Origin of the sequence: Kitasatospora sp. NPDC048296 (assembly GCF_043201815.1) — a bacterium.
Lineage (GTDB): Bacteria > Actinomycetota > Actinomycetes > Streptomycetales > Streptomycetaceae > Kitasatospora.
The window spans coordinates 170,047-191,763 of record NZ_JBICZB010000002.1; the positions used below are offsets into that span (position 1 = coordinate 170,047).

Annotated in this window: 17 protein-coding genes; 10 read left to right on the plus strand and 7 right to left on the minus strand. The window is 73.5% G+C overall.

Features of this window, described 5'->3' with window-relative positions:
- Positions 1–527 precede the first annotated feature (527 nt).
- Positions 528–797: a hypothetical protein gene (locus ACGF12_RS02510; protein WP_380609447.1), complete on the plus strand. Its 270-nt coding sequence runs from the start codon at positions 528–530 to the stop codon at positions 795–797.
- A gap of 288 nt (positions 798–1,085) precedes the next feature.
- Positions 1,086–1,541, plus strand: coding sequence for a YjbQ family protein (locus tag ACGF12_RS02515; RefSeq protein WP_393024326.1), 456 nt, complete (start codon positions 1,086–1,088; stop codon positions 1,539–1,541).
- Here ACGF12_RS02515 and ACGF12_RS02520 read toward each other — a convergent pair.
- Positions 1,538–2,095: a DUF1990 family protein gene (locus ACGF12_RS02520; protein ID WP_393024329.1), complete on the minus strand. Its 558-nt coding sequence runs from the start codon at positions 2,093–2,095 to the stop codon at positions 1,538–1,540. The two genes, ACGF12_RS02515 and ACGF12_RS02520, sit on opposite strands and share 4 nt — an antisense overlap.
- A gap of 157 nt (positions 2,096–2,252) precedes the next feature.
- Positions 2,253–3,137 carry an FAD-dependent monooxygenase gene (locus tag ACGF12_RS02525; protein WP_393024332.1) on the minus strand — a complete coding sequence of 295 codons (885 nt, stop codon included), beginning with the start codon at positions 3,135–3,137 and terminating at the stop codon, positions 2,253–2,255.
- Positions 3,138–3,157: 20 nt separating this feature from the next.
- Between ACGF12_RS02525 and ACGF12_RS02530 the strand changes: the two genes are divergently transcribed.
- Positions 3,158–4,186, plus strand: a complete 1,029-nt coding sequence (locus ACGF12_RS02530; protein ID WP_393024335.1) for a TetR/AcrR family transcriptional regulator C-terminal domain-containing protein — start codon at positions 3,158–3,160, stop codon at positions 4,184–4,186.
- A gap of 9 nt (positions 4,187–4,195) precedes the next feature.
- The gene (locus ACGF12_RS02535) at positions 4,196–4,429 is read left to right on the plus strand and encodes a hypothetical protein (RefSeq protein WP_393024338.1); all 234 of its coding nucleotides are present in this window, start codon (positions 4,196–4,198) and stop codon (positions 4,427–4,429) included.
- A 10-nt stretch (positions 4,430–4,439) separates the two neighbouring features.
- On the opposite strand, the gene ACGF12_RS02540 is transcribed toward ACGF12_RS02535, so the two are convergent.
- Positions 4,440–7,538 carry an AAA family ATPase gene (locus tag ACGF12_RS02540; protein ID WP_393024345.1) on the minus strand — a complete coding sequence of 1,033 codons (3,099 nt, stop codon included), beginning with the start codon at positions 7,536–7,538 and terminating at the stop codon, positions 4,440–4,442.
- Positions 7,535–8,704 (minus strand): exonuclease SbcCD subunit D, encoded by a 1,170-nt coding sequence (locus ACGF12_RS02545; RefSeq protein ID WP_393024348.1) that lies wholly within the window; start codon positions 8,702–8,704, stop codon positions 7,535–7,537. The genes ACGF12_RS02540 and ACGF12_RS02545 overlap by 4 nt, the downstream gene beginning before the upstream one ends.
- A 485-nt stretch (positions 8,705–9,189) precedes the next feature.
- Here ACGF12_RS02545 and ACGF12_RS02550 point away from each other — a divergent pair, with 485 nt between their 5' ends.
- The 4 genes from ACGF12_RS02550 (at position 9,190) to ACGF12_RS02565 (ending at position 13,266) form a co-directional block, all read left to right on the plus strand.
- Positions 9,190–10,326, plus strand: coding sequence for a hypothetical protein (locus ACGF12_RS02550; RefSeq protein ID WP_393024351.1), 1,137 nt, complete (start codon positions 9,190–9,192; stop codon positions 10,324–10,326).
- A gap of 190 nt (positions 10,327–10,516) precedes the next feature.
- Complete coding sequence (locus ACGF12_RS02555) at positions 10,517–11,155, plus strand: hypothetical protein (protein WP_393024354.1); 639 nt, start codon at positions 10,517–10,519, stop codon at positions 11,153–11,155.
- A 400-nt stretch (positions 11,156–11,555) separates the two neighbouring features.
- Complete coding sequence (locus ACGF12_RS02560; RefSeq protein WP_393024357.1) at positions 11,556–12,353, plus strand: SGNH/GDSL hydrolase family protein; 798 nt, start codon at positions 11,556–11,558, stop codon at positions 12,351–12,353.
- A gap of 115 nt (positions 12,354–12,468) precedes the next feature.
- Positions 12,469–13,266 (plus strand): SGNH/GDSL hydrolase family protein, encoded by a 798-nt coding sequence (locus ACGF12_RS02565; protein ID WP_393024360.1) that lies wholly within the window; start codon positions 12,469–12,471, stop codon positions 13,264–13,266.
- Between the two features lie 92 nt (positions 13,267–13,358).
- Here the strand turns inward: ACGF12_RS02565 and ACGF12_RS02570 are convergent, their stop codons facing one another.
- From ACGF12_RS02570 to ACGF12_RS02580, 3 genes are all read right to left on the minus strand, one after another.
- The gene (locus ACGF12_RS02570) at positions 13,359–14,264 is read right to left on the minus strand and encodes a nitroreductase/quinone reductase family protein (protein ID WP_393024362.1); all 906 of its coding nucleotides are present in this window, start codon (positions 14,262–14,264) and stop codon (positions 13,359–13,361) included.
- Positions 14,265–14,769: 505 nt separating this feature from the next.
- Positions 14,770–15,771 (minus strand): polysaccharide deacetylase family protein, encoded by a 1,002-nt coding sequence (locus ACGF12_RS02575; protein WP_393024646.1) that lies wholly within the window; start codon positions 15,769–15,771, stop codon positions 14,770–14,772.
- A 6-nt stretch (positions 15,772–15,777) separates the two neighbouring features.
- Positions 15,778–17,604, minus strand: coding sequence for an AMP-dependent synthetase/ligase (locus tag ACGF12_RS02580; RefSeq protein WP_393024365.1), 1,827 nt, complete (start codon positions 17,602–17,604; stop codon positions 15,778–15,780).
- A 594-nt stretch (positions 17,605–18,198) separates the two neighbouring features.
- On the opposite strand from ACGF12_RS02580, the gene ACGF12_RS02585 reads away from it, so the two are divergent.
- Together ACGF12_RS02585 and ACGF12_RS02590 are read left to right on the plus strand one after the other, a co-directional pair.
- The gene (locus ACGF12_RS02585) at positions 18,199–21,240 is read left to right on the plus strand and encodes a nitrate- and nitrite sensing domain-containing protein (protein ID WP_393024368.1); all 3,042 of its coding nucleotides are present in this window, start codon (positions 18,199–18,201) and stop codon (positions 21,238–21,240) included.
- Positions 21,237–21,656, plus strand: a complete 420-nt coding sequence (locus ACGF12_RS02590) for a roadblock/LC7 domain-containing protein (RefSeq protein ID WP_393024371.1) — start codon at positions 21,237–21,239, stop codon at positions 21,654–21,656. Before ACGF12_RS02585 ends, ACGF12_RS02590 begins: the two co-directional genes overlap by 4 nt.
- Positions 21,657–21,717: the final 61 nt, after the last annotated feature.

Here is a 21,717-nt window from a genome sequence, read left to right on the forward strand (position 1 = left end):
TGACCGGGCAGTGGCTCGCGGGAACCGGAGCTGATCGAGTCATTTCATCACTCGAACACACGCTTGAGTACGGTGCGGGCACTGGCGTGTGCATCAGATATTGCTTGGAGGATCGACGCGAGTCAATCCCTCGTATGTGTTCACTTCATGAACCTGACCGCTGACGCTGCTCCCGCCGCCGGTGATCGTTTTGTCGACCTGGCGGCTGTCCCCTATATGTGGGCGACTCATCGACATCCGGGGGTGATTCGTCGACACGGGTCGTGGCACCCGCCGGACGCCCCCGCGCGCCCGGCGCATACGGCGCGAACGGGCGCCGGGGCCAGTGCCTCCTGGCCCTCCTGACGGACGGCGGGTCGTGCACCACCATTGATGCCTAGTCGTGACCGCACGGGTGGCCCCTGGTGCATCGTCAGTTGACGTCGCACGGTACGGTGGCACAACACCAAGGACGGTTGCGCGAAGGCCGTCTGTCACGGATAGTCTTCGCCTCACGGCCCTGGCGCCTCGTAGGGGTGGGAAAACTGATGGAACACATGCAAGTGCGGACTCGGCCCCGTGTGCCGGCGATCCAGTGCGGTGTCGGCGCGACCGGCCGCAGGATCGACCGACACCTGGCCGTGCTCGGCGCGCCCGCACTCTCGGCGGTGGACACCGCCGAGGCGCTCGGGCTGATAAGGGAGCTGACGCCGCGCGGCGCAGACGCCCCGGCGGCGGCCCGTCGTCGCCACACCCGGGTCTCGCTGCTGGCGCCGCTGCGTCGGCTGCGGCGGAGCCTCTTCGGCGGGCGCGGCTAGCGGCCTCCGGTCGCGGTCGGCTCGGCCCCGACTCGACCCGGCGGACCAACCGGTCCGTCGGGTCTTCGTCGTATCCGGAGGCCTGATGGCGGGCAGGTCCGTTGACGGGCAGGCCTGATGGCGGGCAGGTCCGTTGGCGAGCAGGCCTGTTGCCGGGCAGGTCCGTTGGCGGGCGGATCCACCCGCTGCTTTGGTCTGAACCTCTCACCCTATGCGAGTTTGCCTCCTTGGCAAGGGCAGACGGCGGGGCAGTAGGTCCGGCCCGCTGACCTGGGTCAGGATGGCGCCATGGCCGACAACCACCACTCCACGTCCACCGGGTCAACCGGCTCCTTCCAGACCGTCACGCTGGAGATCACCACCGGCAACCGTGAGGTCGCGCTCGACATCACGGACCGCTGCGCCGTGTTCCTCAACGACCGGGCCGCCGGGCGTGACGGCCTGCTCAACGTCTTCGTCCCGCACGCCACCGCCGGGATCGCCGTCCTGGAGACCGGCTCCGGCAGCGACGAGGACTTCCTCGCCACCCTGCGCGACCTGCTCCCGGCCGACGACCGCTGGCGCCACCGGCACGGCAGCCCCGGCCACGGTCGCGACCACGTGGTCCCCGGCCTGGTCGCCCCGCACGCCACTCTGCCGGTGATCGGCGGGCAACTGGCGCTCGGCGTCTGGCAGTCCGTGGTGCTGATCGACACCAACGGGGACAACCCGCGCCGCACCGTCCGGCTGTCCTTCCTCGGCTAGCGGGCCCGGGCGACGTGCTCGGCCACGGCGGCGAGGTAGCGCTCGATCGCCAGGTACTGGCAGAGCAGGGCGACCGGACGGCCCAGCCGGGCGTACCAGGCGGACAGTCGGGAGAACGCGGCGACCTCGAACCACACCTCGCCGTCGGCGTCCATCGACACCAGGAACGACTCCTCGCCGCACTCCGGATGCCCGGGTAGCGTCCCGTACGCGAAACCGATCCGGTGGGGCTCCGCCACCGTCCACACCACCCGGCAGGGGATCACCAGCCGCGGCCACCGGCTGCCCGGCAGACTCAGCCGCAGCAGCACGGTGGACCCTTCCTGGGCCGGCTCGCCCGGCCACACGGCGAAGCCCGTCCCCAACTGGCTGCCCCAGCCGAGCACATACCGCCCGGCCCGCTCCAGCACCTCCGGCCCGTGGCCCAGGTGGACCCGCCGCCGCAGCTGCCCGTACCCGTCCGGCAGCGGCCCTCCCCGGGTGGCTCCCACCTCGGGGTACGTGGGCGCGGCGGCCCGGGCGGCCTGTAGGCGTTGTTGGAGATCGGCGACCATGGCGGCCACGGTAGTCGGGGGCCGGGGGCGGGTCGTCGGCGGGGCGGTGGAGCCCTGCGGGTGGGGCGGTTCGGGCGACGGCGAACAGATGACGGATGACAGATGTTGAAATCTGTCATCCGTCATCTGTCATCTGTTCGCGGTCATCTGTCAGTCGTCATCCGTCCAGCGCGATCGCGTTCTTCGCCCGCTCCACCGACTCCTCGGAAGCCGGCCCGCCCGGGTTGTCGGTGGCCAGCGCCTGATTGAGCCGGACGAACGGGCGCAGCCGCCGCTCGTACTCGGCGTAGGCGGCGTGGTGCTCCCCGCCGGAGCGGGTGAGCGCGTCGGCCAGCACGTACGCGCCGACCAGGGCGAGGCTGGTGCCCTGGCCCGACAGTGGGGAGGCGCAGTAACCCGCGTCGCCGAGCAGGACGATCCGGCCCCGCGACCAGTGGTCCAGGTGGATCTGTGCCATGGAGTCGTAGTAGAGGTCCGGCGCCTCGGCCAGGGCCTTCAGCAGCCTCGGAGTCTCCCAGCGCAATGCGGTCATCCGTTCGGCGACGAAGGCCTTCTGAGCCTCGGGATCGCGCCGTCCGGCCGACAGCGGCTCGCCCGCGAAGCCGAAGCTGATCCGCAGCTCGGAGTTGCCGCGCACCGGGTAGACGCCGTAACCCGCCTCGCCCTCACGCAGCCAGAGCTGCCAGTCCTCCAAAGCGAGGAAGTTGTTCGCGCTGAAGATCGCCAGGTGCATGCCGAGGTGGCGGGCGAAGCGCTCCTCGGGCCCGAAGGCCAGCCGGCGCACGGTCGAGTGCAGGCCGTCGGCCCCTACGACCAGGTCGAAGCGTCGAGGTTCGGCGCGCTCGAAGCGGACGAAGGCGCCGTCCTCGTCCTCGCCCCGGTCGAACGCGGTGACGGTGTCCCCGAAGACCAACTCGACGCCCTCCGCCGCCGCCCGGTCGTGCAGTACGCGGACGAGGTCCTCGCGCAGCAGCTCGATGTCCTCGCTGTCGAGTCGCCCGCTGCTAGTACAGAACCGGTCGTCGCGGAAAGAGATCCGCATCACGTGAGGGAGCCGGCCGCATGGTCTCCACGCCCGAGCCCGTCCCGCCCTACCGGCGCATCGTCGACCAGATCGCCCGGCGGATCACGGACGGCACGCTCGCACCGGGCGAGCGGGTGCCCTCGACGCGGCGGATCGCCCGGGAGTGGAACGTCGCCCTCGCCACGGCCACCAAGGCGCTCACCACCCTGCGGCTGGAAGGCCTGGTCGAGACCCTGCCCCGGGTGGGCACGGTGGTGGCGGCCCGCCAGGCACCGCGGCGTCGTCCGAGCGCTCCTTCAGCGAAGACTTCGCCGACCGCCGGTTCGGCGGTCCCGGGGGCGGCCGTCGAGCTGAGTCGGGACACGATCGTCCGGGCCGCCCTGGAGATCGCCGACCACGAAGGCCTCGCCGCGCTCTCCATGCGCAGCGTCGCCGCCCGACTGGGCGTGGCGGCGATGTCCCCGTACCGGTACGTGCCGAGCAAGGACGACCTGGTGCTGCTGATGGCGGACGCGGCCTTCGGCGAGGGGACGTACCCGGTTGAGCCGACGGGGGACTGGCGGGCACGCCTGGAGCTCGGCGCGCACACCCTGTGGCGGATCTACCGCCGCCACCCGTGGCTCGCGCAGGTCGGCGCGCTCACCCGGCCGCTGATGCTGCCCGCGCTGATGGACCACGCCGAGTGGGCGCTCGCCGCGCTGGACGGCCACGGTCTGGACGCCGCGACCATGCTCGACCTGCACGTCCTGCTCTACTGCTACGTCCAGGGCGTCGCCGTCCACCTGGAACGGGAGGCCCAGGCCGAGGCCGGTACCGGCCTGACCGAGGGCGAGTGGATGGATCACCAGGGCCCGGCACTCGCGGCGCTGGTCGCGGGGGAGCGGCACCCAGTGTTCGCACGGACCGTCGGGAGCGTCGGGGACGGCTACGACCTGGACCTGGACTCGCTGTTCGCGTTCGGTCTGGGGCCGATGCTCGACGGAGTCGGGGCGATGATCGAGGCGGCCCGGGCCCGGGCCGGGGTCGTCTGCGGGGGCGTCTTGCCGCAGGGCGGGGGCGGGGAGTAGGAAGGCGGCATGAGTGACAGCGCGACGGACGATGCGGTGGTGACCGAGGGCGCGGCGGTGTGCGAGCCGGCGCCGGACGGCTCGGCGGAGGCCGCGCTGCGGCACGACCCGGAGGCGACCGGCCCGCGGGCGGACTGTGTGCTGTGCGGGGAGCCGACCGAACTGCCGGCCGACCGGCCGGGCAGCACCCTGTGCCCGGTGTGCGCCTGGCAGCAGGCGCAGCGGGTGGCGTGTTCGGGCTGACCGGCCGTTCCTAGGCGTCCTCCCGGGTGGCCAGCGCGAGGGTGGAGCCGTGGCGGCCCTTGCGGACCATCAGCTGGGCGGGGATGCGGCTGCGCAGGTCGGCCACGTGGCTGACGATGCCGACCGCGCGGTCCCGCTCGCGCAGGCCGTCGAGGACGTCCATCACCTCCTCCAGGGACTGCTCGTCCAGGGTGCCGAAGCCCTCGTCGATGAACAGCGTGTCCAGCGGCATGCCGCCCGCCTCGTCGGTGACCACGTCGGCCAGGCCGAGGGCGAGCGAGAGCGAGGCGAAGAAGCTCTCGCCACCGGAGAGGGTCGCGGTGTCCCGCTCGGTGCCCGTCCAGGCGTCGACCACCCGCAGGGCCAGGCCGGAGCGCTTGTTGCCGGCGCCCCGGTCGTCGCTGTGCACCAGGGTGTAGCGGCCGCCGGACATCCGGACCAGCCGGTCGCTGGCCGCCGCCGCGACCTGCTCCAGCCGGGCGGCCAGGACGTACGACTCCAGGCGCATCCGCAGCCGGTTCTCGGTGGAGGTGCCGGCGGCCAGTGCGGCGAGGCGGTTGATCCGCCCGTACCGCTCCAGCGCCGGGGCCAGGTCCCCGGTCAGTTCGGTCAGCTGCCGCCCGATCGCGGTCAGCGCCGCGCAGCGCTCCCGGGCCGCCGACCGGGCGGCGTGCGCCTGGCCGAGCCGGTCGGTGGCCCTGCCGAGCGCGGCCGCGGCGGCGGGCAGGTCGACCGGCGGACGGGCCGCGGCCTCGGCCAGTTCGGGCAGCGCCAGCTCGTGCTGCACGGCCGCCGACTCCGCGCGATGCCGCTCCAGCCGGGCCGCCAGCCGCTCGCGCTCCTCGCGCGGCAGCAGTACCGCGAGCGCCGCCGCGGCGTCCGGGAAGCCCGCCGCGACGGCGGCCTTGCCGAGCTCCTCCTCGGCCTCGCCCAGCCGGGCCCGCGCCTCCGCGCAGGCCCGGGCGGCGGAAGCGGCGGAGGCCACCTCCTCGGTGAGCAGGGTCAGCGCAGCGGTCCGGTCGGCGACCGAGGCCGCCTCGCCCCGGGCGGCCGCCACCTTGGCGGTCAGATCCCGTTGCTCGGCGTCCAGCGCCTGCAGCCGGTCGGTGAGGACGGCGGCGCGCTCCTTGGCCTCGTGCAGTTCGTCCAGTCGGCGGGTGCGGTCCTGCGCCAGCCGGCCGATCTCCCGCTCGACCCGGCCGAGCGCCTCCGCCTCGTGCAGCGCCTCGCGGTGCTCGCGCTCCAGTCCGGCCAGGGACTGCGCGAGCGCGTCCGCACCGTGCGGCCCGGCCGTCCCGGCGGCGGTCGCCTCACGCACCCGCAGCGCGGTCAGGGCCTGGTCGGCCGCCGTCCAGGCCTGCTCGGCGGCGTCCTGGGTCTGCCGGGCCCGTTCCTCGTCCTCGGCGCTCACGCGGCTGCCCTCGGGGGCCTCGGCGGGCGCCGGGTGCTCGGGCGAGCCGCAGACCCGACAGGCCTTGCCCACCCGCAGCTGCTCGGCCAGCTCGGCGGCCATGCCCGCCAGCCGCCGGTCCCGCAGATCCAGGCTGTGTTCCCGGGCGTCCAACGCGGCGGTGCGCAGCTCGGCGACCCGCGGCTCGGCGCCCGCGATTTCGGCCCGCAGTCCGTCGCGCTCCCGAGCCGCGCTCAGCCGGGCGGCCGACTCGGTGCGCTGCCCGTCCAGTTGCTCGACCCTGGCGCTCGCCGCCTGGGCCCGGGACTGCTGCTCCTCCAACCGGCCCAGCTCACCGTCGAATTCGGCCAGCCAGTCCTCGGCCTCCTCGGCCAGCCCCTCGGCGGCGCTCCGTTCCTGCGTCAAGGAGCGCTGCTCGCGAGCGAGTTCGGCGCAGCGCCGCTCCTCGGCCCGGGCCGCCTCCAGCCGGACCACCTCGGCCCGCAGCCGCAGCTCGGCCTCGGCCAGGTCGGCGGCGCGGGTGTCGGTTCCGGCCTCGGTCCCGCTCCCGGCTTCGGCTCCGGATTCGGTCCCGCTCCCGGCTCGGGCGAGCCTGCGGCCCTCGGGGCCGGAGCGGGCCAGCGACTCCCGGCGCCGCTGCTCCGCCTCCCGTGAGCGCCCGAGCGCCTCGGCCGCGCTCTCCCGCAGCCGCAGCGCGGACTCCACCCCGACGGCCTCCTGGGCGGCCGCCAGCCGCTGCCGGTCCCGAGCCGCGGCCGGCTCGAACCCGGCCAGCCGCTCGGCCTCGGCCACCGCCTCCCGGTGCCGGCGCTGCCGCCCGGCCAGCTCTTCAGCGGACTCCCGGCCCCGCTGGGCCTCCCGCTGCGCCGCCTCCGCGCCCGCGAGCGCGGCCTCGGCGACGGCGAGCTGTTCGGCGGCGCCGCTGCGCAGGACGGCTGCCCAGCCGAGCACCCCGGTAGTTAGGTCGGCGTCGCCGTCCTCGGCCGGCACCCAGCCGTCGGCCGGCTCGGCGTCGGGGCCGGCCGCCTGCTCGGCCTTGCTGGCGAGGTCGCGCAGCCGGCGCCGACCGGCCTGGACGGCGGCCTCCTGGGCGCGCCGCTGGTCGGCCAGCCAGGTCTCGACCAGCCCGTACCGCTCGGTGTCGAACAGTCGCCGCAGCAGCTTGCCGCGCTCCTCCGAGTCGCCCTTGAGGAAGCGGGCGAAGTCGCCCTGCGGCAGCAGCACCACCTGGCAGAACTGCTCCCGGCTCATGCCGATCAGCCGGTGGATCTCCTCCCCGGCCTCCTGGTGCGACTTGCTGAGCGGCCGCCAGCCGGGCGAGCCGTCGCCCGCGTCGGCCGTCCACTCGCGCAGCAGGGTCTGCGGTCGCTCGACCGTGGTGCCGGTGCCGACCTTCTTCGGTCGGCGCTGCTCGGGCAGCCGGGTGATCTGCAGCCGCCGGCCGCCGAGCGTCAGCTCCAGCTGCACCTGGGTCAGCCGCTTCGGGTCGGCGTGGTCGCTGCGCAGCCGGTTGGCTCGGCGGGCGTTCGGCGTCTCGCCGTAGAGGGCGAAGCAGACCGCGTCCAGCACGCTGCTCTTGCCGGCACCCGTCGCGCCGCGCAGCAGGAACAGCCCGCCGGCGGCGAGCGCGTCGAAGTCCACCGTCTCGCTGCCCGCGAACGGGCCGAAGGCGGTGACGGTGAGCTCGTGCAGCCTCATCGGGGCAGGTCCGCCTTCCGGTCGGTGGTCTCCCGGACGCGCTCGAAGCCTTCGCGCAGCCAGCCGAGCTCGTCCGGCTCCGGCTCGGCGCCGGGGCGGACGTGCCGCAGGAAGCCCTCGGCGATCTCAAGGTCGTCCCGGCCGCTGACCCTGGCCGCGTACGACTCGGACGGCCCGGCCCCGCTCTCCTCGGGGTCGAACAGCAGCTGGAGGGTGTGCGGGAATCGGCGGCGCAGCTTCTCCATCGGCTCGCTGGGGCGGGCCGCGTCGGTGAGCGTGGCCTGCACCCAGGACTGCTCGTGCTCGGCGTACTTCTCGTCGGTGAGCAGCGCGTCCAGTGTGTCGCGCAGGGTGGCGAGCGGGCGTGGTTGCGGGCAGTCGACCCGCTCGGCCGTCACCGAGCCGTCGGCCGCGAGGTCGACCAGCCACATGGTCTTGCGCTGGCGCACCTCGGAGAAGGAGTAGGCGAGCGGGGAGCCGCTGTAGCGCAGGTGCGGGGCGAGGGTCTGGCAGCCGTGCAGGTGACCGAGCGCGGCGTAGTGCACCCCGTCGAACACTGTGGCGGGCACGGAGGCGACCCCGCCGACCGCGATGTCCCGCTCGCTGTCGCTGGGCGCGCCGCCGGTGACGAAGGCGTGCGCCAGCACCACGGCCCTGGTCCCGTCGGGGCGAGCCGCCAGATCGGCCCGGACCTGGTCCATCGCCGCGCCGAGCACCGCCGCGTGCCCGCCCTTGGCCAGCCCGAACCGCTCGCGCACCAGCGTGGGCTCCAGGTACGGCAGCCCGTACACCGCGACCGGGCCGTGCTCGTCCGCCAGCAGCACCGGCTCGGCGCACTCGCCCGGGTCGGTCCGCAGGTGGATCCCGGCCCGCCCGATCAGCCCGGCGCCGACCCCGAGGCGGCGGGCCGAGTCGTGGTTCCCGCTGATGAAGACCGTCGGCACCCCGAGGTCCGCCAGCCGGTGCAGCACGTCGTCGAACAGCGCGACCGCCTCCAGGCCCGGCAGTGCCCGGTCGTACACATCTCCGGCGACCAGCACGGCGTCCACGCCCTCGGACCGGACCACCGCCACCAGGTGGTCGAGGAAGGCGCGCTGGGCGTCGTGCAGGCTCTCCCGGTGGAACGAACGCCCGAGATGCCAGTCGGAGGTATGCAGGAGTCGCATGGTCCCCGACGATAGCGCCCGGCACTGACATCAATCCCGCCCGGATCAGTTGTCACGGGCGCCCCAGGGGCCGCGGGGCGTCGCCCGCCACCCGTCGGCGACCCCGGCGCACCGGATGACGGTCGTGTGCCGGGCGGCGTCGTTCGGCATCCCCGACGGGTGGACCGTCCGGCTTCGTCCAGCCCTCTCACCCGTGGCCGCAGCCGTGACCCGTCCATCGTCGGAGCTCCGGGATCGAGTCGTTCGGGGTTGTTGGCGGGCGAATTCGATCGATGGTGGCCGAAATATGGATGGAAATCGCCATGACTGATCGATGAATGGCGGCGGAGCCGGGGCTGCCTGACCTTGTTCGATTACTTCGGGTGGATTGTCAGTGGCTCTGTGTATGTTCCGTGGTGTCGGCGACTCCGAGGGCCGGAGTGGTTGGTGCCGGCCGGTGCTGCCCTGTGCCGGCCGGTGCCGAGTGAGTGAGTGGGAGGTAACCCATGGCTGTGCGCGATTCGGCGTACGAGGTGTCGGGCACCGCGGTGGTGCGGGGCCGGCGGGTGCTGGTGCTCGGCGGGCGCAGGCCCGGGGTCGGGGTCGGCGGGGTGCCCGCCGGCGGTCCCGGAGGGGCGCCGCCGCCGGGAGATGGACGGCCGCCAGGCGGGCGGGCCGGTGGAGCCGGGGCCCGCGGGCGGCGCGGTGGCCGGGCCCGGGGCGCGCCGCCGCAGCCGGTGGCGGTCGCGCTCGCCGCGGAGGCGGCCGACTTCGCCGGGCTGGCGAAGTACGGGCTGTTCGGTGCCCTCGGGCACCAGGAGTACCTGCGGTGGGCGGAGGAGCAGCTGAGAGGCCTGCACGGACAGGGGCTGGAGGTGCACCTGCGGGTCCTCGAGGCGGGCGACTTCGAGGACTACTGCGCGGCGCTCGGGCTCGATCCCCGGTCGCCCGCCGCCCGGGTCGCGTACGCGGGCGATCCGGAGCTGGCCGGGGAGCCGTTCGTCTACGCGGGGGAGCGGCTGGTCGAGCTACTCCCGGTGCTGCTGGACGACCACCGGGCCCGGGTGCGGATGTCCGTCGCCTGCGCGGCTCTGCTGGAGGCGGTCGGCGACGACCCGGCCGGGCAGCGACGGATGGCGGCGGTCATGCGGTACGTGACCTCGGTCTACGTGGCGCTGGCCGAGGGCGCGGGGGAGGGCTGCCACCTGCTGACGCTGCGATGCCACGGCCGCGAGGACGGCGAGGAGCTCACCTCGGCGGTGGACGTCTGCGTGGCGGCGGGGCGCCTGCACCCCTCCGGGCGGGACACGGAGGCGTTCTGCGTCACGCTCGCGGCGGGCGTGGCCTCGGGCGGGGAGGGGGCGCTGCTGCTGCACGGCGACCCGTCGAGCGGGCCGCCGGACGGGGCTTCGAGCGGGCCGTCGGCCGACCGGCCGCCCGGGCCGCCGGTGCGCGGATGGGCGCTGGCCGACGGGCGGCTGCGGCCGATGACCGCCCACGAGGTGTTCGACGAACTGGCCGACGACGCGGCGCGCGGACTGCCGTTCCCGCCCGGGGTGGTCCCGCGGCCGGGATTCCCGCTGCCGGGCTTCCCAGGGGTCGGCTTCCCGGGGGTCGGGGAAGGGGGCGGGTCGCTGGGGTGATCGGGTCGTTCGCGGTCTCCGCATCCACCATGCGGCGCTGGGGACTGTTCATCGACCGCCTGTTCGGGGAAGATCGGAGAAGATCAACAGCAGGAGCACGCGGTACCCCACGCCGCCGCTCCGGCCGCTCCGCTCCGAACCGTGCTCCGCAGGTCCGGCGAGCCCGACACCGAGAGGGGGGACGTACGGCATGGGCCGGATCGAGTTCACGGCGGAAGTCGCCGAGCTGCTCGGGAAGGTGCGGCGGCGTCCCACGGCGGGCTGGCCGTGGCGGCCGGGCGAGCAGGTGCCGGACGGGTTGCCGGTGAAGCAGTCCTGGGGATGGCTGTTCGCCCCGGACGGGCGGGTGCTGACCCTGGTGAACCCTCGGGACGGGATCTGCTCGCTGCCCGGCGGCTCGCTGGAGCCGGAGGACGACGGGGACCCGGCCGCGGCCCTGGCCCGGGAGGCAGGCGAGGAGGCCCAGGCCGTGATCGGCCGTCCGTACTACCTCGGCTACCTCTACGACCGGGTCGGTTCGGCCAACGGCGGGCACGAGTGTGCGCGGGTCCGGATGGCGGCGGCGCTGCGAGCGGTCGGCCCGAGCGTGGCCGACCCGGCTTCGGGCCGACACTACCGGCGGCTGCTGGTTGCGCCGGGGCTCGCGGTCGAGCTGCTGGGCTGGGGCGCGCCCGGGCTGCGCCAGGCCCGGGCGGCGGTCGCCACGGCCGTCCGCCGGCTCGGCGTGCCCGCCGCCGCGAACGAGACGATCGAGGAGCTGCCGGTCGAGGGCTGCACGGTCTTCCCGGGGGCGGTGCACGCGGGGGGCGACCGGCTGGCGGGGAACTGAGCCGCGCTCCTGGGGCGGGCGGGTCGGCGGGGCCGTGGCGCGCCTTCGGGTGGGCAGGGTTCGACGGGGCCGGGGCGCGCCCTCGGGCGGCGTGCCGATGCTGTGGCGTACCCCCGGGCGGGGCGGGCTGACGGGACCTCGCCGCCGAACTGGCGCGGCGGTGGCCGTGCGCTGACCAGCGGCTGGCGCTGCGCTGACTTCCCCGGAATTTCTCATCTACACGCGATGACCGACGCGCATCGATGTATACCCGCACCCACCAGCGTGAACTCACGCTCCGTTCGGGGCAGTTCACTCCTGCGCTATCAGACGGACCGTCAATGTCCTTGGCATGAGCGCTTCCGTGGTTGGCTACTGCCTGGTATCCCTTCCTGTGACCCACGTCATACCAGGAGGTGCGATGCCCCGCCCTGCTCGTGCTCTGCCCGTGGCCGCGATAGCGGCTCTCCTCTCCATGACGACGCTCTACGCGGCGACTTCCGCCAGCGCGGCCGGCGTGAACTACGTCGCCCTGGGGGACTCCTACTCGGCCGGTGTCGGTGCCGGCAGCTACCTGAGCGACAGCGGTAGCTGCAAGCGCAGCACCAACGCCTACGCCTACCTGTGGAAGAACGCGCACAAGCCGTCATCCTTCAGCTTCGTGGCCTGTTCGGGGGCGAGAACCGGCGACGTCCTCAACAGTCAGATCTCCTCGGTGAACTCCGGTACCACGCTGGTCAGCCTCACGATCGGCGGTAACGACGCGGGCTTCGCCGACACCATGAAGACCTGTGTGCTGGGCTCCGACAGCGACTGCCTGAACGCCGTCAACACGGCCAAGAGCTACGCCCTCAACACCCTGCCCGCCCAACTGGACCGGGTGTACTCCGCGATTCACGCCAAGGCGCCGCACGCCCACGTCGTGGTGATGGGCTACCCGCACCTGTACAAGGTGGGCGGCTCCTGCATCTTCGGCATCGGTGACACCAAGCGCGCCGCCATCAACGGCGCCGCCGACACGCTGGACGGCGTCATCGCCAAGCGGGTCGCCAACGCGGGCTTCACCTTCGGCGACGTGCGGAGCATCTTCACCGACCACGAGATCTGCGGCTCGCTGAGCACCTGGCTGCACAGCACCACGCTGCCGATCGACGAGAGCTACCACCCCAACTCGGCCGGCCAGTCCGGCGGCTACCTGCCGGTCTTCAGCCGCTCCTGAGCCGTACCGCCGTGACGTTCCGCCAGGCGATCCAGCGGAACACCGGTCCCGTTGTCCGGTGCTCGGCTGCCGTCCGGCATCCGATCGATGACCCACGCCATCACCAGGAGGTCCAATGCTCCGCCCTGTTCGTGCCCTGTCCGTCGCCGCGACAGCCGCGCTCCTCACGCTGACGACGCTCTTCACGGCGTCCTCCGCCAACGCGGCCGGTGTCAACTACGTGGCCCTCGGCGACTCCTACTCGGCCGGTGTCGGTGCCGGCAGCTATCTGAGCGACAGCGGTAGCTGCAAGCGCAGCACCAACGCCTACGCCTACCTGTGGACCAACGCGAACTCCCCGTCCTCCTTCTCCTTCGTGGCCTGTTCGGGCGCCAGAACCGGCGACGTCCTCAACAGCCAGATCTCCGCCGTGAACTCCGGCACCACGCTGGTCAGCCTCACGATCGGCGGCAACGATGCCGGGTTCTCCAGCACCATGCAGACCTGTGTGCTGGGAAGCGACAGCGACTGCCTCAACGCCGTCAGCACGGCCGAGAACTACGCCGTCAACACCCTGCCCGGCCAACTGGACCAGGTCTACTCCGCGATCCGGGCCAAGGCGCCGAACGCCCACGTCGTGGTGATGGGCTACCCGCACCTGTACCAGCTCGACGGCTCCTGCATCTTCGGCATCGGTGACACCAAGCGCGCCGCCATCAACGAGGCCGCCGACACGCTGGACGGCGTCATCGCCAAGCAGGTCGCCAACGCGGGTTTCACCTTCGGTGACGTGCGTGACATCTTCTCCGGGCACGAGATCTGCGGGTCGCTGGACACCTGGCTGCACAGCACCACGCTGCCGATCGACGAGAGCTACCACCCGAACGCGGACGGCCAGGCCAACGGCTACCTGCCGGTCTTCAGCCAGTCCTGAGGCCCGGCTCCAGCGCTCCGTCAGGTGCGCGAGGCAGCAGCGGTGCCGCCGGCCCCTCCCACAGCTCGGGAGGGGACGGCGGCACCGCCGCGTCAGCCGCCGGCCGGGGCGGGCCGGACCGGTGGGAAGGGGATCCCGGCGAGAGCGGGCAGCAACTCGGCCTCCTCGTAGTCGAGGTGCGCCTCCAGCTCGGCCGACATCCGGTCCAGCTCGGCTCGGAGCAGCTCGGACTCGGCGACCGTGATCCCGGCCAGCAGCGCCACCAGCTGCTCCTTGATCCGCTTGATCTCCCCGTGCTGCTCGCCGAGCCGCTCCAGCACCTCGGCGAGCTCCGGGTGGCTGCGGGCGAGAGCCGGGAAGATCGCGGCGTCCTCGCCGGTGTGGTGGTGCGTCAGCCCCTGACAGAACGCCAGGCAGTGCTGCCGCAGTTGCAGGCCGAGCCAGACCGGGCGGCCGGGGGAGTGGGCCTGCGCCTCGTCCCGGATGTGACGTAGCTGCGCGCGCAGCCAGGTGTGCGCTTCCAGCAGCTTGTCGGCGAGGCTGTGCACCTCGCGGGGGGCATCGGCCGGTGCCTCGGGTCGCTCCAGGACGACCACCGGCAACTCGCGCTCGGTGTGCGCCTGGTAGTCGCCGTACCCGGGTGCCGACCGGACGACTGCGGCGAACAGCCGCTCCCGGCGGGCGCCTTCGGTGGGTACGGCGATCGCGTCGAAGGTGTCGGTGCCGAGCTCGACCCGGACCACCGGGTGGGCCAGCAGATTGCGGTACCACTGCGGGTGTTCCGGCGCCCCGGCCGCCGAGGCGACGACCAGCAGCAGCCCCTCGGCCCGGACGTACCCGAGCGGGACGGTGTGCGGCCGCCCGGTGAGGGCCCCGGTGGTGGTCAGCAACAGCAGGTCGCCGCCCTCGAAGGGGCCGCCGACCCGGCCGCCGTTGGCGCGGAACTCGTCGATGACGCTCAGATTGAAGGAATTGGCGGGGTTGGAGAAGTCAGGCATACGTGTGTGGTGGAGTCTCCGGAGACTTCGAGGGAGTCGCGGCCACACGCGGTACCACGCGAGAACGGGCGGACACCGCGGCGACCGCCTACGTCAGATCAGGGCAGCGGAGAAAGTACTCATCGCGCATCGTCCCCTTGGGCATCAGGTGCTGGCTCGGCTGCCGGCCGGCCCACTGCTCTGTGGCCGACGCCGCGCTGCACGCCCCCATTAGAGCCATGCCGCGGACGCCCTGTCAACGAGCAAGATCGCTGCCCGGAGGGGAGCGGGCACCGCCGTGGACCGCGCCGTCGATCTCGGCGCGAGCGGGTGCGGCGAACGGGCGAGGGCGAGCTGCGGACGGCGGACGGCGGTCAGATGACAGCGGACAGATTTCAGATGATGAAATCTGTCCGCTGTCATCCGTCATCTGTCGGCCCGGGAACCCCGGGAACCCCGGAACTCGGCAGCTCGCCGGCCCATTGTCCCGCCGACCCGACCCGACCCGACCCGACCCGACGCCACGTCAGCGCAGGTAGTCCACCAGCCCCGCCGGCTTCAGCCCGGCGGCGTCCGCGGCGGCGAGGGCGCGCGGCAGGTCAGTGGCGAGGGTGTCGGTCCAGTGCATCAGCACGACGTCACCCGGCTGCAGCGGGCCCGGGTGCCAGATGTTGGAGGCGCCCCAGCTGAAGTCGGCGTCAGCGGTCAGCACGGTGCGGATGCCGCAGTTGGCCGCGGCCTGCAGGGTGTCGGCGTTCCAGGCGAAGGACGGCGGACGGAACACCACGGGCGCGGTGCCGAACAGGCGGGTCATCGCGTCGCGGGCGTCGCAGATCTCGACCTGCTGCTGCTCCAGCGGAAGCTTGCTGAGGTCGGAGTGCGAGACGCTGTGGTCCTGGATCGAGGAGCCGGGTACGGCGGTGACCCGCTTGAAGAAGTCCGGGTCGGTGCCGGCCGGCATCGGCAGTGGGAAGGCGGTGATCGGCAGGTGGTGGTCGGCGATGAACCGCTCCGCCTCGGGGGTGCGCTGCCAGCCGTCGTCCACGGTGAAGAAGACGACCTTGTCGCTGGTCGGGATCGAGCCCCGCGCCACCGCCGGGGCGGGCGCCGGGCCGTCGACCCGCACGTCGTCCACCGAGAACGGCCCCTGCTGGTACCAGCCGTGCACGTACAGCCGGATGCTGCGGGCGTTCGGGCCGGTGGTGAAGCGGGTGGTCAGCTGCTGCCAGCCGCCGCCGGTGGTCTCGGTCCAGACAGGGGCGACGTCCCGGCCGGTGCCCGTGGCACCCAGGTAGACGAAGTTGCCGCGCACCCAGGCCGACGCGGTGTACGTGGTGTCGGGTTGGACGGCGACGGTCTGCGCGCATTCACCGGTGGAGTCGGCGTCCGCCGGGGTCACGGTGAGCGCGGAGTTCCCGGAGTGCGGGGCGGTGGTGGTGACGGCCGCCTCGGCCGGGCCGCCGGTGCAGCTCCAGCCGGGGATGCTGCCCCAGTCCGCGAGGTTGGGGGAGGGCAGCTGTGGGCCCAGCGCGGTTCAGGAGTGGTACAACTCCTCGATGTCCTCCGCGTAGTGCTCCGCGATCGCCGCCCGCCGCAGCTTGAGCGAGGGCGTCAGCAGCCCCTGTTCCAGACTGAACTCCCGTGGCAGCAGCCGGAAGGCGCGGATCGACTCGGCCCGCGATACCGCCGTGTTCGCCGCCGCCACCGCGCGCTGGATCTCGACGTGCAACTGCTCGTCCGCGAGCGCCGTCCACGGGTCCAGCTGCTCCCGCCCGTGGGTCTTCAACCAGTGCGCCAGTGCGGCCGGGTCGAGGGTGATCAGCGCGGCCACGTACGGGCGGTCGTCGCCCACCACCAGGCACTGGGAGACCAGCGGGTGTGCCTCGACCCGCTCCTCCAGCGCGGTCGGGGCGAGGTTCTTGCCGCTGCTGGTGACGATCAGGTCCTTCTTGCGCCCGGTGATGGTGAGGTAGCCGTCGCCGTCCAGCCGGCCCAGGTCGCCGGTGGCGAACCAGCCGTCCACCAGCGATTCCGCCGTGCACTGCGGGTGGTTGAGGTAGCCGCCGAACACCGAGCCGCCGCGCACCCACACCTCGCCGTCGTCGGCGATCGCCACCGAGGCGCCCGGCACCGGCTGGCCGACCGTGCCGAGCTTCTGCCGTCCGGCCGGGTTGGCGGTGATCGCGGCAGTGGTCTCGGTCAGCCCGTAGCCCTCGTACAGTTGGAGCCCCGCGCCGGTGAAGAACAGGCCCAACTCGCGCCGCAGCGAGGACCCGCCGCACATCACGCTGCGTACCCGGCCGCCGAGTGCGGCGCGCAGCTTGGGGTAGACGGTCCGCTCGTAGGCGAGGTGGCGCAGCCGCAGCGCGGCGCCCGGGCCGGGGCCGCGGCCGAAGGCCTTCTGCTCCCGGGCGGCTGCCCAGTCGACGGCCACCTGCCGGGCCTGCTCGAAGAGCTCGCCCCGCCCGCCCTCCTCGGCGGCGCGTCTGGCCTGCTGGAAGATCTTCTCGAAGACGTACGGCACGGCGTGCAGGAAGGTCGGCCGGAAGGTCTCCAGGGCGGGCAGCAGCGCGTTGGTGGAGACCTCGGGGATGTGGCCGATCCGGAAGCCGCCGCGGACCGCCGCGATCTGCACGGCCCGCCCGTAGACGTGCGCGAGCGGCAGGAACAGCAGGGTCGAGGGCTGGCCGCCGCCGGTGTCGCGGAAGACGTCTCCCCAGCCGTCGAGCAGCGCGTCGGCCTCGGCGGCCAGGTTGCCGTGGGTGATCAGGCAGCCCTTGGGCCGGCCGGTGGTGCCCGAGGTGTAGACGACGGTGGCGATGTTGGCGGCGGCGACGCCGAGCCGTTGGCGGTGCACCAGCGCGTCGGGTACGTCCAGGCCGTCCTCGGTGATCGCGGCGACGCAGTCGCGGTCGAGCTGCCAGATGCCGGTCAGGTCGGGCAGCGCGTCGCAGACCGCGCCGACGGTCATCGCGGCGTCCTCGTCCTCGACCAGGCAGGCCACCGCCTGGGTCTCGGCGAGGATCCAGCGCACCTGCTCGGCTGCGGCGGTGGGGTAGACCGGGACGGTGATCGCGCCGATCGACCAGAGCGCGTAGTCGAACAGCGTCCACTCGTAGCGGGTGCGGGACATCAGGGCGACCCGGTCGCCGTAGCGCACGCCACGGGTCAGCAGGCCCTTCGCGAGGGCGAGCACCTGGTCCCGGAACTCCCGCGCGGTGACGTCCTGCCACCGCCCGTCGCCGGTCCGCCAGGACAGCTGGAGCAGCTCGGGCGTGCGTTCGGCGGTGTCGTACAGGGAGTCGGCGAGTCCTCCGCTGGCCTCGCGCCCGGGCGGGGCGGGCGTGGTGAACTCGCGCACAGTCCTCCCCAGTTCGCGTCTCGCGGCGCTGTCCTTCGGTCCCGGCAGACGGGCACCGGGGTGGAGCGAAACTATCGGATCGTCCTGTCACTGCCCAGGGTTGTGGCGGTGACGCGACGAGATCGGCACGGGTCCGCTCGGATGGTGTCGTGATCGGGGAGGTGAGGGGGAGGATTCGGGGAGTTGATGCGCGCACGGTGTGACCTGGGCATTCGGGGTGCCGGTGGACGATCCGGGCGCGATCCGGGTCGGAAACGTCCGGGATCCGTCCGGGATCCGTCCGGGATCCGTCCAGGATTCGTTCGAGACCCGAGTGTGGGACGGGCGCGAGCGCGGGCGGCTCCTGACGTGTCCTGGGCAAGGTGGGGAAGTGGAGTGGTTCGACCCTCGAACGTGTGGTCACGGCGTAGTAGAGTCTCGCAGACCCGAGGCCGGGAGCCCTCCGCAGCTTCCTTCCCATACCTCCGCAAAGTCCGTCCGAGCCCCACTTCGCACGTCCGCCGAACCCGCCCGAGCCCGCCGAACCCTCCGCACCCCGCTCACACCGCTTCCCCGCTCCCCGTCCGCGCCTGGCACTTCCCGACCGAGGACTCCATGCGTTTGCGCAGCAGCTCGATCCGCGCGAAGATCATCGCGCTGCTCCTGGTGCCCATCGTCGCGCTCGCCGCCCTGTGGGTGTACGCGACGCTCGCCACCACCGGGGACGCCTGGAACCAGCTGACGATCAGCCGTACGTACAAGGACTACGGTGCCGCGGTCGACCAGTACGCGAGCGACCTGCAGGACGAGCGCCGGGCCGCGGTCCAGCGCCTGGCCGACCCGAACTCGCCGGTCGCCCGGGACGCCTTCGAGCACGCCGCGGCCGCCACCGACCGCAGCCTCACCGTACTGCGGCAGAAGAAGGACGGCGCCCACGGCGAACTCTCCGCCGCCCAGCGGGCCCGCCTGGTGCAGATCATCGCCGCTGCCGACCAGATCGCCCCGCTGCGCGCCCAGATCGGCCGCCTCGCGCTCAACTGGGAGTTCGCGCTCGGGCAGTACAGCGACCTGGTCCGGCCGGTGTTCGGCTTCCGGTCCGCCTATGTCGCCCGGCAGAGCGGCCAACTCCCGCGCCAGGGAACCATCCTGATCGAGCTGGTGCGTGCCCGCGAGTACCTCTCGCAGGAGGACGCGGCCATGGAGGGCCTGCGCTCCGGCGCCTCCAAGCCCACCGCCGAGCAGTACCAGGTAGCGCTGGACGCCCTGCACAACCAGCAGGCGCTCTTCACCGTCTACATCGCCGAACTCGAACCCGCCGACCAGTCCGACTACATCGCCCTGCGCGGCGGCGAGGCCTGGGGAGCGCTGGCCCGCGCCGAGGCGGACTTCGTCGGTGCCGGCGGTCCCGACCGGGTGGCCTGGGCGCTCAACGGCGACAACTGGCGGCAGACCGCCGACCGTTCGCTCGGCGACCTCGCCTCGATCAACTCCCGGATCGCCGCAGGCCTGGACGAGCGCGGGCGGTCCACCGCGATCGCGGCGCTCTGGAGCGGCGGCATCGCCGGCGCGATCGGCCTGGTCGCCGTCGTCCTGACCATCCTGATCTCCTTCCGGATCGGCCGGGGCCTCGCCCGCGAGCTGATCGGCCTGCGCAACGCCGCCAACGAACTGGCGACCACCCGACTGCCGTCCGTCATGCTGCGGCTGCGCCGAGGCGAGCCGGTGGACGTGGCCGTCGAGGCGCCCGAACTGCACTTCGGTCAGGCCGAGATCGGGCAGGTCGGCCAGGCCATCAACGCGGTCCAGCGGGCCGCCGTGGAAGCCGCCGTGGAACAGGCCGAACTGCGGCGCGGCGTCTCGGCGGTGTTCGTCAACCTGGCCCGGCGCAGCCAGGTGCTGCTGCACCGGCAGCTCACCCTGCTCGACACCATGGAACGCCGCACCGAGGACCCGGCGGAGCTGGAGGACCTCTTCAAGGTCGACCACCTCACCACCCGCATGCGCCGGCACGCCGAAGGCCTGATCATCCTGGCCGGCGGCTCGCCCGGGCGCGCCTGGCGCAAGCCGGTCCGGATGGTGGACGTGGTCCGCGCGGCGGTCGGCGAGGTCGAGGACTACGCCCGGGTGATCGTCCGGCCCTTCCCTGGCACCGGCCTGCTCGGCAGCGCCGTCGCCGACGTGACCCACCTGATCGCCGAACTCGTCGAGAACGCCGCGGTGTTCTCCCCGCCGGCCACCCAAGTCACCGTCCAGGGCGAGGTGGTGGCGCACGGCTTCGCGCTGGAGATCGACGACCGCGGACTCGGACTGAGCGGGCAGCTGCTCGCCGAGATCAACGAACGCCTCGCAGTGGAGCAGGAGTTCGATCTCGCCGACACCGACCGGCTGGGACTGTTCGTGGTCAGCCGGCTCGCCCGGCGACACGGCATCCGGGTCCACCTGCGACCCTCGCCCTACGGGGGGACAACGGCGGTGGTGCTGATCCCGCGCGAGCTGCTGGCGGAGGCACCGGACGGGCTGCCGGAACCGCCTGCCCAGGGAGCCGCCGGGGCCGCGGCCGTCCGTGCGCCGAAGCGGGCGGCGGCGGGACGGACGGTAGCGGGGCGGCGCGGGCAGCGCGACCTGGTCGCAGTGCCGGGCGACGCCTCGGCGTCCGCCGCTGAGCCTCCGGCCGCTGCGGGCGGGCGGCACCGGGTGAGCGGCGGGCCGCGCCCGTCGGCGCCCGAGGCGGGGCGTACGGCCAACGGGCTGCCGCGCCGGGCGGCGCGGTCCAAGTCCGGGCCGGTGCTGGTGCCCGCGCCGGCACCGGACGTCGAGGGCGCTCCGGCCACGGGGCGGCACCGGCGGGACGTGGCGGCGGCCGAGGACGTGCTGACGGTCGCCGACGCTCCGACGGCCGTGCCGGCGGATGCCGTGCCGATGGACGCCGTGCCGGTGGACGTCGCGTCCGCGGATGCCGTGACCGCGGGCGCCGTGACGGTGGCCGCTGCCCCGGTGGCTGCCGCGCCGCGGACGCCGGGCGGTCTGCCGCGAAGGGTCCGGCAGGCGAACCTCGCGCCGCAGCTCAGGGAGCAGGCGAAGGAGCGGCTCCGTTCCGAGGCCGCGCCCGAGGACGGCGCGGCTCGGGAGGCCGGGTCGGCCGGCGCCTCGGGTGACGTCCGGGAGCTCCGGGAGTCGCGGGAGCGCTCGCCGGAGGAGGCCCGGGCCACCTTCGCGTCGTTCCAGCGTGGCTTCACCCGCGGGCGCGGCGCCGGCGGGCCGGCCGATCGCGCCGCCCAGGACCGCAGTGTGCAGGATCGTTCCACCGCATCAGGTGCCCGGCCCACGGCCGTACCCGCCTGGCAGCCGCCGGACCTGTCCCGACGGGCGATCAGCCCGGCACCCGCCCCGGCGGCGCTGCCCGCGCCCGCCCCCGAGGACGCCGGCCGGGCGCCGCTCGCCCGCCGGGTGCCGGCCGGGCAGCCGGTGCGGCGGAACCCTGCGCCCGCCTCGCCCGTAACACCAGTGGCACCCGCAGTACCTGCAGTACCCGCAGTACCCGCAGTACCTGCAGTACCCAAGGCGCCCGAAGCATCCGCAGTACCGGCATCACCCGTAACACCTGTAACACCCGCATCGCCTGCACCACCCGCTCCAGCGGAAGGAACTGATTCATGACCACTTCGACGCAGCCGTCCGGCGACCTCAACTGGCTCCTGGATGACCTGGTGGGACGCGTCGCGGCCCTTCGGCACGCGGTGATCCTCTCCAGCGACGGCCTGGCCACCGGCGCCTCCCGCGACCTCGACCGGGAGGACGCCGAGCACCTCGCCGCCGTCGCTGCCGGGTTTCACAGCCTGGCCAAGGGCACCGGCGGGCACTTCAAGGTCGGCGGGGTCCGGCAGACCATGGTCGAGCTGGACGAGGCCTTCCTGTTCATCACGGCCGCCGGCGACGGTAGTTGCCTGGCCGTGCTGAGCGAGGCCGAGGCGGACATCGGCCAGATCGCCTACGAGATGGCCCTGCTGGTCAAGCGGGTCGGCGAGCACATGGCCGCCGAGCCGCGCACCGAAGCCGCCGCGCCGAGGAGCTGAGCGGTCCGATGGCGGATCCGAAGGCGGACGGGCCGGAGCGCCCCGGGGTGCTTGACGGCCC